Source organism: Streptomyces sp. NBC_00016 (genome assembly GCF_045040885.1).
GTDB lineage: Bacteria > Actinomycetota > Actinomycetes > Streptomycetales > Streptomycetaceae > Streptomyces > Streptomyces coriariae.
In genome coordinates this window covers 9,159,881-9,177,310 of sequence record NZ_CP108304.1, presented here as the reverse complement: position 1 = coordinate 9,177,310, position 17,430 = coordinate 9,159,881, and the positions used below count along the sequence as shown (strand labels likewise).

The following is a 17,430-nucleotide window of genomic DNA, read 5'->3' as shown; positions in this document are numbered from 1 at the left end:
CATCCTCCACGATTCGTTCACCATCGGTGGTCAGCTCGTCTTGCCCAAGGCCCGTTGCACGAGACCGGCGATGTCCATGGCGTCGATCAGTTCCATGTCGTCGGGGGTCGCCGACGCGTCGCCGACCGACACGCCGGCACCGGCGTCGGCATGGGGATCGCCCCTGGTACCGGCGTTCGTATCGGCCTCGGTATCGGCGAGGCCAAGGAGGGTGTCCAGGACGCCCGCCTCCTGGAAACGGGCGAACGGCACGGACGCCAGGACCCGCCTGAGGTCGTCCTCGCGCCCTTCCGGGTCGGCGTCGTCCGCGCGGAGAAGTTCGGAGCGCAGGTAGCCGACCAGCGCCTCGGGGGTGGGGTAGTCGAAGATCAGCGTCGCGGGCAGGCGCAGTCCCGTGGCGGCGTGCAGACTGTTGCGCAGGTTGACGGCGGCCAGCGAGTCGAAGCCGACTTCCTGGAACGCCTGGCGCGGGCCGATGCCCTCCGCGCCGCTGTGGCCGAGGACCGTCGAGGCGTGGCCGCGGACCAGCCGGAGCAGGACGCGGTGTTGCTCGGTGTCCGAGACCGCTCGCAGGGAGTCCGCGAGGGAGGACGATGTGTCGCTGTTCTCGCTGTCGCCCTGCGATGCCTGAAGTGCTGTCCTCGCTTCCGGCAGGTCGGCGAACAAGGGGCTGGTGCGCACCGAGGTGAACGCGGGGATGAAGGCGCCCCAGTCCATGTCGGCGACCGTCACGAACTTCTCGTTGCCCTGCACCGCCTGCACCATCGCGGTGACCGCCAGCTGGGGGGCCATGGGCAGGACACCACGGCGGCGGAGTTGGGCGAGGGCGGCCTCGTCCATGCCCACGCCGATCTGGTCGAGGGCTCCCCAGGCGATCGACGTGGCCCGCAGGCCCCGGGCGCGACGCCGTTCGACCAGGGCGTCGAGGACGGCGTTCGCCGCTCCGGAGGGGCCCTGCCCACCGCCGCCCCACACGCCCGCGATCGAGGAGAAGACGACGAACGCGTCGAGCTGCGTATCGTCTAGCAGCTCGTCCAGCCATATCGCCGTGTGCACCTTGGCCGTGAACACGTCGATGAGATCGTGCACGCCGGTGTCGTCGACGGAACTGGTCCGGGTGATGTCGGCGGCGTGCACCACGGCCGTGAGCTGCTGCTCCGGGGACGCAACGGAGACCAGTCGCGCGATCGCCTCCCGGTCGGAGTCGCGGCATGACTCCACCGTGGTACCGACGCCCAACTCGGCCAGTTCGGCTCTTAGTTCCGACAGACTCCGGTCGGGGGCGTGCGCGGTGGTGGTGACGACGAGCCGGTCGGCGCCGGCGAGCGCGAGCCAGACCGCGACATGCTTGCCCAGCCCTTCGGCGCCACCGGTCACCAGGACCGTGCCCCGGGGCCGCCAGCGGGCGTCGCGGGTGGAGTCCGGTACGGATTTACGCACCAGCCTCCGGGTGTACACGCCCGATCGTCGGACCGCGAGTTGGTCCTCACCGGCGGCGGAGTTCAGCACTCCGAGCAGGTACCGGACCGCGCGCGGATCGGTGACGGCGGGCAGGTCGACCAGACCGCCCCACCGGTCGAGGCGTTCGAGCGCCGCGGCGCGACCCAGGCCCCACAGCGACGCCTGGGCCGGTGCCGTGAGGGTGTCGTGGATGCCGATGTTCACCGCTCCCCTGGTCAGGCACCACAGGGGTGGCGTGGCGGTGCTGTCCCCCAGGGCCTGGACGAGCGCGAGCGTCGACGCCGTGATCGCGGTCGGGTCCTGCGGGCCGCTTCCCGGCTGTTGGTCGAAGCCGAGCAGGGACAGCACGCCGGTCGGGTCGTGCGCGGCCAGGACGTCGGTCAGCCGCTCGCCGAGCCGATCCCGGGTGCGGTCGGGTTCTCCGACCTCCAGCAGGACCATGTCGAGTCCCTGACCGGTCAGTTCCGCCAGCAGGGCGTCGATCCCCGCGTCGTCCGGACGGTCGGACGGTACGACCACCAGCCAGCGGCCACTCGGCACGCCACCCGCTTCACGCTCCAACGGCTGCCAGGTGACGTGATAGCGCAGCCTCTCCGCGGTCGACCTCTCGCGGCGCTTGCCTCGCCATTCCGCCAGCACGGGAACCACGGTGCTCAGGGCGCTGCGCTGGTCGCCCGACGCCAACTCAAGCAGCTCGGTGAGGGTACCCAGATCGGCCTGCTCGACTGCCTCCCAGAAGTCGGAGTCCCCGCCTCCGGCAGCGTCGGCGGCGGAGTCGGACGCTTCCGCCTCCCCCAACCAGTAGTGCTGGCGGTCGAAGGCGTAAGTCGGCAGGTCCACCCGCTCGTCGACCGCCGCTTGCGGGAGAACCTTGCTCCAGTCCACCGCGACACCCCGGACGAACAGTTCGGCCATCGATGCCAACAGGCGCCGCATCCCGCCATCCTCACGGCGCAGTGATCCCGTCACCACCACATCCGCCTGCGTCGCGTCCACGACCTCGCTGATCGGCTGGAGCAGGACGGGATGCGCACTGACCTCCACGAACACACCATGGCCCTGCGCCAGCAGATCGCTCACGGCAGGACCGAACCGCACCTGACCCCGCAGATTCCGATACCAGTAACCACCATCCAAAACACCAGCGTCCTCGACCCAATCACCGGTCACGGTCGAGAAGAACGGCACGATCGGAGCCTGCGCGACGATCCCCGCCAGCGCATCAGCCAACGTGCCCTGAATGTCCTCCACATGCCGGGTGTGCGAGGCATAATCCACCGCCACCCGCCGCACCCGGACACCCTGGTCGGACAACACCTCAAGCACCTCGTCAAGCGCGAGAACGTCACCGGCGATCACCACCGAGGCCGGGCCATTGACCGCAGCCACCTCCACCCGATCCGCCCACGCGGCCAGCCGGACAGCCGCCTCCGCCTCACTCAACGCAACAGATGCCATCCCACCGCGCCCCGCCAACTCACCCGCGATGGCCTGACTGCGCAGCGCCACCACCCGCACCGCGTCCTCCAGCGACAGCACACCCGCCACACACGCCGCCGCTATCTCACCCTGCGAATGACCCACCACCGCATCCGGCACCACCCCCACCGAACCCCACACCGCAGCCAGACCCACCATCACCGCAAAACTCGCCGGCTGCACCACATCCACCCGCTCCAACAACCCCGGCTCAACCTCACCCCGCAACACATCAACCAACGACCAGTCCACCCACCGCTCCAACACCGCCGCACACTCCGCGATGCGCTCAGCGAACACCGGCGAAGAATCCAGCAACTCCCGGCCCATCCCCACCCACTGCGAACCCTGACCCGGAAACACCCACACCACCCGGCCCGGCACACCCGAACCAGACGCACTACCGCCCGCCTTTCCGGTCACCATCCCGGAGGCACGCTCACCCCGCGCCAGCGCCCGCAACCCGGCGGCCGCCTCCTCACCCGAAGCGGCCACCACAACCGCACGCTCACCCAACAGCGCACGCCCCGACACCAACGCCCCCGCCACACCCGGCAGCGTCACCCCGCCGGCGCCTTCGACGAACTCCGCAAGCCGTCCCGCCTGACCCGCCAGCGAACCGGCACTCCGCGCCGACACCACCAACGGCACCACACCACCCGGCACCACGCCCACAGGAACCGACTCAGCGGTGTCCCGCTGCGCCTCCTCCGAGACAGGCTCAGCCACTTCGGCGGGCGCCTCCTCCAGGATCAGATGCGCGTTCGTACCGCTGGCGCCGAACGACGACACACCCGCCCGGCGCGGACGACCGTTACGCGGCCACTCACGCGCCTCGGTCAACAACTCCACCGCACCCGCCGACCAGTCCACCTCCGGCGTGGGCTCCTCCACATGCAACGTCGGGGGCATGACACCGTGTTGCATGGCCATGACCATCTTGATCACGCCCGCCACACCCGCAGCCGCCTGCGTATGACCGATGTTCGACTTCAACGACCCCAACCACAACGGACGCTTCGGATCCCGGTCCCGCCCGTAAGTGGCCAACAAAGCCTGCGCCTCGATCGGATCACCCAGAGCCGTCCCCGTCCCATGCCCCTCCACCACATCCACGTCCGCCGAGACCAGACCCGCACCGGACAACGCCCTGCGGATCACCCGCTGCTGCGAAGGACCGTTCGGCGCGGTCAAGCCGTTCGAGGCACCGTCCTGATTCACCGCACTGCCCCGCAGCACCGCCAGCACCCGATGCCCACGCTCCCGCGCCACCGACAACCGCTCCAACACCACCACACCCACACCCTCGGCCCAACCGGTACCGTCGGCCGCCGAGGAGAACGCCTTGCAGCGCCCGTCGGCGGACAGGCCGCGCTGCCGGGAGAACTCCAGGAACGCGTCCGGACTGGCCATCACCGTCGCGCCGCCGGCCAGCGCCATCGAGCACTCACCCTGACGCAGCGCCTGCGCCGCGAGATGCATCGCCACCAACGACGACGAACACGCCGTGTCCACAGTGACCGCCGGACCCTCGAACCCGAACACGTACGACACCCGACCCGAAGCCACACTCCCCGCCGTGCCGGTCATGAGATAGCCCTGAACGTCCTCGGGCACCCGGTGGAGTCGGGTCACGTAGTCGTGGTGGACGATTCCGGTGAAGACCCCGATGTCACCGCCCCTCGCGGAGAGCGGGTCGACGCCCGCCCGCTCCAACGCCTCCCAGGAAGTCTCCAGCAGCAGTCGCTGCTGCGGATCCATCGCCAGCGCCTCACGGGGCGAGATGCCGAAGAGCCCGGCGTCGAAGCGCGCGGCCTCGTGGAGGAACCCGCCTGAGCGGGTGTAGCTCGTTCCGGGGTGGTCCGGATCCGGGTGGTACAGCCCGTCGAGGTCCCAGCCGCGGTCGAGCGGGAAGCCGGACACCGCGTCCCGCTGTTCGACGACCAGCTTCCACAGTTCCTCGGGGCTGTCGGCTCCGCCCGGCAGCCGCGTGCTCATTCCGACGATCGCGATCGGCTCGTCGGTGTCCGGTGCCGCCGCTGTGGTCGTGATGGTCGTGGCAGTCAGTGCGGGTCGCTCGCCCAGCAGTTCGGCCCGAAGGTGGTTCGAGAGGAGGCCAGGCGTCGGATAGTCGAAGACCAGCGTGCTGGGCAGGTTCAACCCGGTGAAATCGTGCAGGCGGTTGCGGAGTCTGACGGCGGTGAGGGAGTCGAATCCCAAGCTCTTGAAGGACTGTTCCCCGTCGAACGCGAACCGGTCCGACTCGCGGTGGCCGAGCACGACCGCCGTGCTCTCCTGGACCAGGTCCCTCAGCACGCGGTGCTGTTCCGCGATCGACAATCCGGTCAGCCGGTCACCGATCGTCTCTCCGGCCCCCTCCTCGCGTTGCACCACGCGACGGGTGAGAGTGACGGACGACGTCCGCGCAGCGGCAGCTCCATCGGAGACGTCGGGCTCGTCGGGCTCGTCCGGCACCGTCTGGGGCGCTTCGGCACCGTCGCCGGGCGTGGCGGCCAGGGCCAACGGGCCCAGGACCGCGACGGGTTCACCGGCCGGGTCCGCGAGTTCCAGCAGATGGCGGCCGTCCCGTGCCGGTGTGATCCGCAGTCGCAGCGATGCCGCGCCTTCCGCGTACACCGCCAGTCCGGTGCAGTCGGTGAGGTCACGGTCGCGGTGGTAGTCGAGCGCTGGGGACAGGCCGTCGACGGTACGGGAGTCCAACACGCGAAGGGCGGTGTCGAGGAGCACCGGATGGAGGATGAACTCGGCCGCGTCAGCGACGAGTTCATCCGGTAGCGAGAGCTCCGCGAAGGTCTGTCCGTCCTGCTGCCACATGCGCTGCACCCAGGGGAGGAGTACGACGTCGTCCGTGGACGGCGGCAGCGGCCAGGTCCGCAGGTCGAAGGCCGGCTCCGGGAGTGCGGGGACGAGCACTGCTCGGGCGTGGCACGTCCAGGGGCCTCGCTCCGGGTCGAGGGGCCTGCTGTGGACGGCGACCCGACGGCGCCCGTCCGGGCCGGGCCCGTCCACCGAGACCCGCAGCTGGGCGTGGCCATGCTCCGGGACCGTCAACGGCTGCTTGACGACGACCTGTTCGAGGCTGCCGCAGCCCACCTCGTTGCCGGCCCTGACGATCATCTCGAGGAGCGCGGCGGCCGGTATCCCGGTGATACCGTTCGTCGCCGTCGCCGTCGCCGTCGCCGTCGCCGTCGCCACTGCCGTCGGGCCGAGGAGTCGGCCCCGGCTTCGCCGCGACAGGCGTCCGGTGAGCAGGACGCCACCGCTGCCGCCGTCGTCGCCCGGCACTTCGACGATGGTGCCGAGCAGCGGGTGCCCGGCGCCGATGGTGCCGAGTGCTTCCGCGCCGCCTGTCGCCGCGTCGTCGGTCTCGACCCAGTAGCGCTGGTGCTGGAACGCGTAGGTGGGCAGGTCGGCCCCGGTCTCCGAGGTCGGCAGGTCGAGCACGGCCGTCCAGTCCACGGCCACGCCACGCACATGCAGTTCCGCGAGCGCGGTCAGGACATCGCCGGCCTCCGCGCCGTCCTTGCGGAGGGTCGCGACGCAGCTCAGCTCCGGTGAGCCGGGCGAACCGAGCGAACCGAGCGCCATGGCGGCGAGGACGCCTCCCGGACCGAGTTCGAGGAACGTCGTTGCTCCGAGGTCGCTCAGCGAGGTGACGGCTTCGCCGAACCGTACGGCGTTACGTGCCTGGTCGACCCAGTAGTCGGGGGTGGCGAGCTGCCCGTCCCGGGCCGGTTCGCCGGTGAGGGTGGAGACGACGGTGAGGTCACCCGGCCGGTACGACAGGTGCTCCACCACCGTGCGGAACTCGTCGAGCATGGGCTCCATGAGCGGTGAGTGGAAGGCGTGACTGACCGCCAGCCGCCGGGTCTTGCGGCCGCGGCTCGCCAGTTCCTCGGCGAGGGTGAGCACGGCGTCCTCGGCACCGGAGAGCACCAGCGCGTCCGGGCCGTTCACCGCCGCGACGCAGACCGTGCCTCGCGCCCGTTCCAGCAGGGGCGCGACCTCGTCCTCGGTCGCCTGGGCGGCGACCATCGCGCCGCCTTCGGGCAGGGCCTGCATCAACCGGCCGCGCGCGGCGACCAGTTCGCTCGCCTCGTCCAGTCCCAGCACTCCGGAGACATGCGCGGCGGTGATCTCACCGATCGAATGGCCGGCGACGAGGTCCGGTCGCACCCCCCAGGACTCGAAGAGCCGGAACAGCGCGGTCTCCAGGGCGAACAGGGCGCTCTGCGTGTACATGGTCCGGTCCAGCAGTTCGCTGTCGGGAGATCCCGGCTCGGCGAACACCACGTCGCGCAGCGGGCGTGCCAGGTGGCCGTTCAGGTGCTTCTCCAGGGCGGCGCAGGCGGCGGCGAAGGCATCGCGGAACACCGGGTAGGCGTCGGCGAGTTCACGGCCCATTCCGGCCCACTGACTGCCCTGACCGGTGAAGAGGAAGGCCAGTCCGCCCGTGACCGGGGTGCCGGAAACGACGGCCGGGCTCGCCGTCGCGTGCTCCAGGTCGCTCAGCCCGGCGCGGAGTCGGCGCCTGTCGGACGCCAGGACGACGGCGCGGTGGTCGAGTTGGGCACGCGTCGTGGCGAGCGCGTGGGCGGCGTCGGCGAGGCGCACGTCGGGCCGCTCGTCGAGGAAGCGGGCGAATCGGTCGGCCTGCCCACGCAGTCCGGCCGGCGTCCGCGCCGACACGAGAACCGGCACGGGCACGGGCACGGGGACGGGCACCGGATGCGTGCCCGATACGCCGGTCGATTCCGGCCTGGACTCATGCCCAGGTTCCCGCGCGGGTCCCGGCGTGGGGGTCACCGGCTGATCGTCGGGTGCCGCCTCGAGAACGACGTGCGCGTTGGTGCCGCCGATACCGAAGGAGGAGACCCCGGCCCGGCGTGGACGGCCGTTCCGCGGCCAGGCGCGCGCTTCGGTCAGCAGTTCCACCGCTCCCCCCGACCAGTCGACGTGGGACGACGGCCGGTCCACGTGCAGTGTCCGGGGAAGGACCCCGTGCCGCATGGCCATCACCATCTTGATCACGCCCGCGACACCCGCCGCCGCCTGGGTGTGCCCGATGTTCGACTTCACCGAGCCGAGCCACAGCGGCCGGTCCGTCGGCCGGTCCTGGCCGTAGGTCGCCAGCAGCGCCTCCGCCTCGATCGGGTCGCCGAGCGCGGTGCCCGTGCCGTGCGCCTCCACGGCGTCCACGTCCGAGGTGACCAGCCCGGCCTGGGCCAGGGCCTTGCGGATCACCCGCTGCTGGGACGGGCCGTTCGGCGCCGTCAGACCGTTCGAGGCGCCGTCCTGGTTCACTGCCGATCCGCGGACCACGGCCAGCACCTGATGGCCCCGGCGACGGGCCTCCGACAGCCGCTCCACCAGCAGCAGCCCCACACCCTCGGACCAGCCGGTACCGTCCGCGCCTTCCGCGAACGCCTTGCACCGGCCGTCGGGTGCCAGTCCGCGCTGCCGGGAGAACTCGACGAAGGTCTCCACGGTCCCCATCACCATCACGCCGCCGACCAGCGCCATGGAGCACTCGCCGCGGTGCAGCGCCTGCGTCGCCGTGTGCAGTGCCACGAGTGAGGAGGAACAGGCCGTGTCGACCGTGATGGCCGGGCCCTCGAAGCCGAAGTGGTAGGCGACACGTCCGGAGACGACACTGCCCGAGCCGCCGGTGAGCCGAAATCCCTCGACGCCGGACGCCTGGTGCATCCGCACGCTGTAGTCATGGCTGTTGACCCCGACGAACACGCCGATGTCCTGCCCGGCCAGCGTGGTCGGGTCGATCGCGGCCCGCTCGAACGCCTCCCAGGACGTCTCCAGGAGCAGTCGCTGCTGCGGGTCCATCGCCAGCGCCTCGTTCGGTGAGATACCGAAGAAGGCGGCGTCGAACCCGGCGGCGTCGTCGAGGAACGCGCCATGGCGGACGTAGGTGGTGCCGGGGTGGTCGGGATCCGCGTCGAAGAGCCGATCGGTGTCCCAGCCCCGGTCGTCGGGGAACTCGGTGACGGCGTCGACCCCGTCGGCCACTATCCGCCAGAGATCCTCCGGGCTGTGGACTCCGGCAGGGAAGCGGCAGGCCATCGACACGATCGCGATCGGCTCGTCGGTCGTCCCGGCGGGAGCCACGGGCACGACGGGCTCGGCCGGACGGCGCGAGGTGCCGCCGAGGAGCTTGGCGCGCAGATGGCCGGCGAGCGCCGCCGGCTTCGGATGGTCGAAGATCATCGCCGGGGACAGGGTGAGCCCGGTGGCCGCGGCCAGCCGGTTGCGCAGCTCCACCGCGGTCAGCGAGTCGAACCCGGCGTCCTTGAACGTCCGGTCGGCACGGACGGCGTCGGCGGTGGTGTGTCCGAGCACCTCGGCGGCATGCCGTCGGACCAGGTCGACCATGGCCTCGGTCTGCTCGGCGTCGCCCAGAGCGGCCAGGCGCTCCGTCAGGGACATGGGTCCGGACGGAGCGGTGGCCCGGACCGACGGTCGCGGCGACGGGGCCAGACCGCGCAGCAGCGCAGGTACCGGCCCGTCGGCGCCCGCCGCCGCCCGCAAGGCGGCCACGTCGAGCTTCGCCGCGACCAGGGTGCCGGCCGTGTCCGCGTCGGTGCTCACGGAGCCCCGCAGAATGGCGTCCAGGAGGGCCATTCCCTCGGTCGCGGAGAGACCCACCATGCCCAGACGCTGATTGCGCCGCAGGTCCGCGGCGCCCAGGTGCTCCGTCATGGCGCTGGCCGTCGCCCAGTAGCCCCAGGCGAGGGACACGGCAGGCAGGCCGAGACGGTGCCGCTGTCGCGCCAGCGCGTCCATCCAGGCGTTGGCCGCGGCGTAGTTGGCCTGACCGGGGTTGCCCAGCACGCCCGCAGCGGACGAGAACAGCACGAACGCGGCCAGGTCCAGGTCCCGGGTGAGCTCGTGCAGATGGAGCGCCGCGTCCGTCTTCGGCCGCAGCACGGTGTCGACTCGTTCCGGCGTCAGCTCGGTGAGCACCCCGTCGTCCAGGACTCCGGCGGCGTGCACCACGGCGGTGAGCGGGTGCTCGGCAGGTATGCCCCGCAGGAGCGTCTCGAGCTGGACCCGGTCCGCCACGTCGCAGGTCGCGACGGTGACGGACGCACCCAGCGCGGTCAGCTCGTCGTACAGTTCCGGGGCCTCACCCCGACGGCCGGCCAGGACCAGGTGGCGGATGCCGTGCGTGGTGACCAGATGCCGGGCCGTCGTCGCACCGAGCGTTCCGGTACCGCCGGTGATCAGTACGGTGCCTTCGGTGTCGAGGGTGCGCGGCCGCGGCCCGGCGTCGGGAGTCGACCCGCCCGGCCGGACGGGCACCCGGACCAGACGGGGCACCTCCGCGAGGCCGTCGCGCACCCGCACCTGCGGTTCGCCGCTCAGTATCACGGCCGGCAGAGCGGACCGGGAGACGTCGTCGAGGTCCGCCAGTACGATCCGGCCCGGATGCTCCGACTGTGCCGACCGCACCAGGCCCCACACCGCCGCCGCGTCGGGGTCGGCACAGTCCCCGGTGACGACGGCCAAGCGGGTTTCCGCCAGAGCGGGTTCCGCCAACCACGCCTGGAGTACGGCCAACGCCGCGTTGACCGATACGCGGGGGTCGGCCATCGCGCCGGACACCTCAGCCTCGTACAACAGGACGTCATGCGGACGGGCAGCCCCCCTGGCCGACCCGGCAGACCTGGCAGACCTGGCCGAGGCCGCGACATCGTCGCCGGTCGCGACGGTCACGACGTCGAGAGCACGGTCCGCGGCGGGAAGCGGCAGTTCCGTCCAGCCGACACGGAACAGCGCGTCGGACTGCAACGCCCCGCCGAATCCGCCCTGTTCGGCCTGGGAGAACGGCGTTCCCAGGACCGCTCCGACGGTCATGACGGGCCGCCCCGAGGTGTCGCTCAGGTGCAGGCCGGTACCCGCCGCCGAGGTCCCGCCCGGTCGCACCCTCAGTGCGGCGGCACCCGACGCCAGCAGCGACACCCCGGTCCACACGGACGGAACCATGCCGTCGGGGACGACCGTGCGGACGGCGGCGTCCAGCAGGGCGGGGTGCACGCCGTAACGGTCGGCGTCCCGCAGAACGGCACCGTCGAGGGCGACTTCGGTGGCGGGCCCGGCGGGCGGGGCGATCACGCCGACTCCGGCGGGAGCCAGCGTGCCGTGCGCGTGCCGCGTCCACTGCGCGTCCGAGGGTGCGTCCGAAGGCGCGTCCGTGCCACGGGAGTAGATCTCCAACGACCGCCTTCGGGCCCGGTCGGGCTCGCCGACGACGACCTGGATGGCCCGGCTGCCCCGCTGCGGCAGCACCACGGGCGTATCGACGGTCAGTTCGTCGAGGACGGGGGTGGCGGCCAGGTCTCCGAGTCGGATGGACAGCTCTACCAGGGCGGTGTTCGGTACCAGGACGGCATCGGACACCACGTGGTCCACGAGCCAGGGATGCGACCGAAGAGACCAGCTCGACGTGGCCATGAAGCCGGCCGAGTTCGGCATACCGACGACCGCGCCCAGCAACGGATGATCGGCTTTCGCCTGCCCCAACGACACCGCGTCCGTCGCCGGTTCGGCCGCACGCAGCCAGTAGTGCTGGTGGTCGAAGGCGTAAGTCGGTAGGTCGACCGGCGCGGATCCTGCCCCACCCGGCAGAACCTTGACCCAGTCCACCGCGACACCCCGGACGAACAGCTCCGCCACCGATGCCAACAGGCGCCGCATCCCGCCATCCTCACGGCGCAGTGATCCCGTCACCACCACATCCGCCTGCGTCGCGTCCACGACCTCGCTGATCGGCTGGAGCAGGACGGGATGCGCGCTGACCTCCACGAACACACCGTGCCCCTGCGCCAGCAGATCGGTCACGGCAGGACCGAACCGCACCTGACCCCGCAGATTCCGATACCAGTAACCACCATCCAAAACCCCGGCACCCTCGACCCAATCACCGGTCACGGTCGAGAAGAACGGCACGATCGGAGCCTGCGCGACGATCCCCGCCAGCACGTCGTCCAGCGTGTCCCGGATGTCCTCGACATGCCGGGTGTGCGAGGCATAATCCACCGCCACCCGCCGCACCCGGACACCCTGCTCGGACAACACCTCCAATGCCTCCTCGAGCGCCGAAGCATCACCGGCGATCACCACCGAGGCCGGGCCATTGACCGCAGCCACCTCCACCCGATCCGCCCACGCGGCCAGCCGGACAGCCGCCTCCGCCTCACTCAGCGCAACGGACGCCATCCCACCGCGCCCCGCCAACTCACCCGCGATGGCCTGACTGCGCAGCGCCACCACCCGCACCGCATCCTCCAGCGACAGCACACCCGCCACACACGCCGCCGCTATCTCACCCTGCGAATGACCCACCACCGCATCCGGCACCACCCCCACCGAACCCCACACCGCAGCCAGACCCACCATCACCGCAAAACTCGCCGGCTGCACCACATCCACCCGCTCCAACAACCCCGGCTCAACCTCACCCCGCAACACATCAACCAACGACCAGTCCACCCACCGCTCCAACACAGCCCCACACTCCGCGATGCGCTCAGCGAACACCGGCGAAGAATCCAGCAGCTCCCGGCCCATCCCCACCCACTGCGAACCCTGACCCGGAAACACCCACACCACCCGGCCCGGCACACCCGAACCAGACGCACTACCGGCCGCCTTTCCGGTCACCACACCAGCCGCACCCTCACCCCGCGCCAGCGCCCGCAACCCGGCGGCCGCCTCCTCACCCGAAGCGGCCACCACCACCGCACGCTCACCCAACAGCGCACGCCCCGACACCAACGCCCCCGCCACACGCGTCAGCAACACCTCACCGGTATCTGACTCCACATACGACGCCAGACGCCCCGCCTGACCCGCCAGCGAACCCGCACTCCCCGCCGACACCACCAACGGCACCACACCACCCGGCAGCGACTCAGCGGTGTCCCGCTCCGCCTCCTCCGAGACAGGCTCAGCCAATTCGGCGGGCGCCTCCTCCAGGATCAGATGCGCGTTCGTACCACTGACACCGAACGACGACACACCCGCCCGGCGCGGACGACCGTTACGCGGCCACTCACGCGCCTCTGTCAACAACTCCACAGCACCCGCCGACCAGTCCACCTGGGGAGTCGGCGAGTCCACATGCAACGTCGCGGGCAGCACCCCGTGCCGCAGCGCCTGCACCATCTTGATCACGCCCGCCACACCCGCAGCCGCCTGAGTATGACCAACATTCGACTTCAACGACCCCAACCACAAAGGCTGTTCCGGGTCACGACCCTGACCGTAGGTGGCCAGCAAAGCCTGCGCCTCGATCGGGTCACCCAGCACCGTCCCCGTGCCATGGCCTTCGACCACATCCACCTGGGACGAGGTGAGCCCCGCGTTCGCCAGCGCCCTGCGGATGACCCGCTGCTGCGACAGACCGTTCGGCGCGGTCAAGCCGTTGGACGCACCGTCCTGGTTGGTCGCACTGCCCTTCAGCACCGCGAGCACCCGGTGCCCACGCTCCCGCGCCACCGACAACCGCTCCAGCACCACCACACCCACACCCTCGGCCCAACCGGTACCGTCGGCCGCCGAGGAGAACGCCTTGCAGCGCCCGTCGGGAGCCAGTGCCCGCTGCCGGGAGAACTCCACGAAGGTGCCGGGTGTCGCCATCACCGTCGCGCCGCCGGCCAGCGCCATCGAGCACTCACCCTGACGCAGCGCCTGCGCCGCCAAGTGCATCGCCACCAGCGACGACGAACACGCCGTGTCCACAGTGACCGCCGGACCCTCGAGGCCGAGCACGTACGACACGCGGCCCGACGCCACGCTTCCCGCGGACCCTGTGCTCGCGAAGCCTTCCACCTCCGGCGCGACCGCCCCGGCGCCGGTCCCGTAGCCCTGGCCGAACACCCCCGAGAACACCCCTACATCGGTGCCCTTCAACGACACCGGGTCGACATTGGCGCCCTCCAAGGCCTCCCACGACGCCTCCAACAGCAACCGCTGCTGCGGATCCATCGCCAACGCCTCACGCGGCGAAATACCGAAGAACCCCGCATCGAAGAGCCCCGCCTCATGCAGGAAGCCGCCCCGGCTGGTGTACGAAGTACCCGCACGATCGGGATCCGGGTCGAACAGCCCCTCCAGATCCCAGCCCCGGTCGTCCGGGAAAGACGACACCGCGTCCCGGCCCTCGACCACCAACCGCCACAGATCCGCCGGCCCCGCCACCCCACCCGGCAAACGGCACGCCATACCCACGATCGCTATCGGCTCATCGGGGTCGGCCGATATAGCCGGCTCGGCCACCAGGCCGGTGATCCCCAGGACCTCGTCCCGTAGGCGGGCGGCAAGCGCTGCCGGGGTGGGATGGTCGAAGACGACGGTGGTGGGCAGCCGCAGCCCGGTGGCCTGCGTCAGCCGATCGCGCAGCTCCACGATGGCCATCGAGGTGAAGCCCAGGTCTCGGAAGGCGCGGTCGGCCGGGATCGGCTCCGGTCCCGCCTGTTGCAGCACGGCGGCGGCCCGCTCACGGACCAGCTCCTCCAACAGCGCCAGTTGCGCGCGCTCCTCCAGGCCGGACAGCCGGTCACGCAGGTCCGCGGTGACGGCCTCGTCGGGCCGGGACTGCCGGTTCTGCCCCTCCTCCGTCAAGGCTCGCAGGATCGGGGGAACCCGGGTACCTCTGGGCGCTGTGCCCGGCCTCAGGGCCACCAGAGACGCGGGGTTCGTCGTCAGGGCGAGGTCGAACGCGGAGAGGAGCCGGTTGCCACGGCCGGTGTCTTCGTCCCCCGCCGAGTCGTGGTCGCGCGGCCGTCCGCCCCACGCGAGGAAGGAGGCGGGCCGGTTCCGCGACCGGCGGTTGCGTACAACCGCATCGGACAGGATCCCGTTGACAGCCCCGACGGGGTTGCCGGGCGCGCCCAGCAATCCGGCGCTGTCGGACACCACGAGGAAGGCCGAGAGGTCGTCCTCGGCGGTCATCTCGTCCAGTCGCAGGGCGAGTTCGGGATCATCGGCGGCGTGCACCACCGCGGTCACCGGGTGCCGAAGGTCGGCCAGCGCGGCTCGCAGTGGCCCCGGATCACCTCCGTCCGCGGTCACCCGGATGATGCTTGTCCCGGCGCAGGCCGCTTCGTCATCGGCTCCGACGCCGGTGCCGGCACCGGTGTTGGTGCTCCCGGGGGAACTGACGAGCAGCAGGTTCTCCGTCTTGTGGACGGTGGCAAGTCGGCGTGCCATCGCCGCGCCGTGTGCTGTGTCCGCTCCGGTGACGACCACCGTGCCGGTCGCTCCGGGCCAGGGCGCCGCCCGGGGGATGTCCAAGACGGGGAGGCGGGTCAGCCGGGGGACCAGCAGCGCACCCGCCCGCACCGCGACCTGCGGCTCCTCGGACGCGATCGCGGACAGCAGGCCGGTCACGCGCATGCCTGTGCCTGGGTCTGGGTCTGGGTCGAGATCAAGGACGGTGAGTGATGCCGGGTGGTCCTCCTGGAGGGACCGGGCGACGGCCCAGAGCGGCGATTCGGCCAAGTTCTGGGCGGTGTCGCGCGCGGAGGCCGCGACCGCGCCGCGGGTGAGGATCACCAACCGGGATGCCGCCGACTCCGGACGCGCCGACCAGGCGTTCACCTGTTGCGCCAGGAGCCGGGCGTTGTCGCGTCCCACGGTGAATGGATCCCGCGCGTCCGTGGGTTCCGTCGGCGGGAGGAGGACCGTCACGTCCTGAGCGGTCTCGCCGTCGGCCACGGCGGTGCGTACCGCCGCCAGGTCCGGATAGCGCCGCACCTCGGTGCCGACTGCTTCAAGTGCGGCGGCGAGTTCTGCCCCGGCAGGGCCCACGACCGCCCATCTTCCGTCCGGGGGAACGGAGTTGGCCGGAGCTGTCACGGGAACCCAGTTCACGGTCAGCAGTGCGTCGTGGTGTCCGCTCGCCGCGTAGCGCAGCCGGCTCGGCCGGTCGGCCAGGAGGCCCCGCCTGGTCTTGCCGGACGCGGTCCGGGGGATGCCGGCCACTTCGTGGACCTGTTCGGGCACCTTGTAGGCGGAGAGCCGCTCGCGGCACCGGTCGAGCAGCGTCGCGGTGTCGAACCCGGAGGGACCAGGGACCACGTAGGCGACCGGCACCTCTCCGAGCGTGTCGTGCGGTGCGCCGGCGACCGCCGCGTCGGCGACGCCCTCGACGCTGCGCAGGACCACCTCGACTTCCTCGGGGTGGATGTTCTCCCCTCCCCGGATGACGAGTTCCTTGATCCGTCCGCAGATGGTGAAGTAGCCGGCGTCGTCCCGCCGGGCCAGGTCGCCGGTGCGGTACCAGCCGTCCCGGATCGCCTCGGCGGTCGTCTCCGGGCTGTTGTGGTAGCCGACCATGATGTTCGGCCCGCTGACCCACACCTCCCCCTCCTGTCCGACGGGTACGTCGAGGCCGGTGGTGGGGTGGACGACGCGGACTGCGACGCCCGGCACGGGCAGGCCGCAGGATCCGTCGACCCGGGGGCCGTCCGGCGGGTTCATGGTGATGGCCCCGCAGGTCTCGGTGCTGCCGTAGGCATCGATCAACGGGACCCCGAAAACCTCCTCGAAGTCCCGGCGCAGCCCGGACCCCGTGACCGCTCCACCGACCAGGGCGATCCGCAGGGAGGGTGCGGAGAATCCGTTCTGGTGAGCGGCCGTCACCAGGTGGTGGTACGTGGTGGGGACACCTGCCAGAAAGGTCGAGCCGTCCTCGCCGAGTGTCCTGATCACGTCCTCCGCGGAACTGCCGTCCATGAGCCGGGCGGTGGCGCCCACCACGGTGACGGAGAGCACGCAGGCGATGTGCGAGAGGCTGTGGAACAGCGGGAGCGGCCAGAGCACCCGGTCCTGGTCCGTCAGTCCCGGAATCGGCACATAGGAGGAGGCGACGGACCAGAGGCAGTTGCGCTGTGTCGACAGGACACCCTTGGGTCGGCCGGTCGTCCCCGATGTGTAGAACATCCAGGCGACCTCGTCGAGGCCGAGGTCGTCCCTGGCGGGCTCGGTCGGCTCGCTCATGGCGAGTTCGTCGTACGCGTGGGCTCCCGCGGGCACGGGAAGGCCGCCCGTCACCAGCAGTGTGGTGTCGGGTGCCATGGCCGACGAGCGCCGCAGCCGCTCCGCCTGCGCGGGATCGGTGATGACCGCCACGGCACCGCTGTCGGCCAGCAGGTACCGCAGCTCGGCGGGCGACGAGACGGGGTTGAGCGGCACCGCGACGGCTGCCGCGCGGACGATCGCCAGGTAACTCTCCACCGTGGACACCGTGTTGCCGAGGCAGATGGCCACCCGGTCGCCGTGCCGAACGCCGAGGCCGGCCAGCTGTCCGGCCAGCCTGCGCGTCCGTGTCTCCAGGTCGCCGTAGGTGACCGCCCGCCGGTCGTCCTCGAAAGCCACCTTGTCGGGAAAGCGGTTCGCGTTCTCCAGGAGTGCGACGGGAAGTGGCTTGATGAGGTCGGTGCGCACGGT

At 71.2% G+C, this 17,430-nt stretch carries 1 protein-coding gene; it reads right to left on the bottom strand.

Annotated features, from left to right (window positions below; all coding sequences use genetic code 11):
* Positions 1-30: 30 nt before the first annotated feature.
* Positions 31-17,427, bottom strand: coding sequence for a type I polyketide synthase (locus OG933_RS40755; RefSeq protein ID WP_405632146.1), 17,397 nt, complete (start codon positions 17,425-17,427; stop codon positions 31-33).
* Between the last annotated feature and the right edge of the window lie 3 nt (positions 17,428-17,430).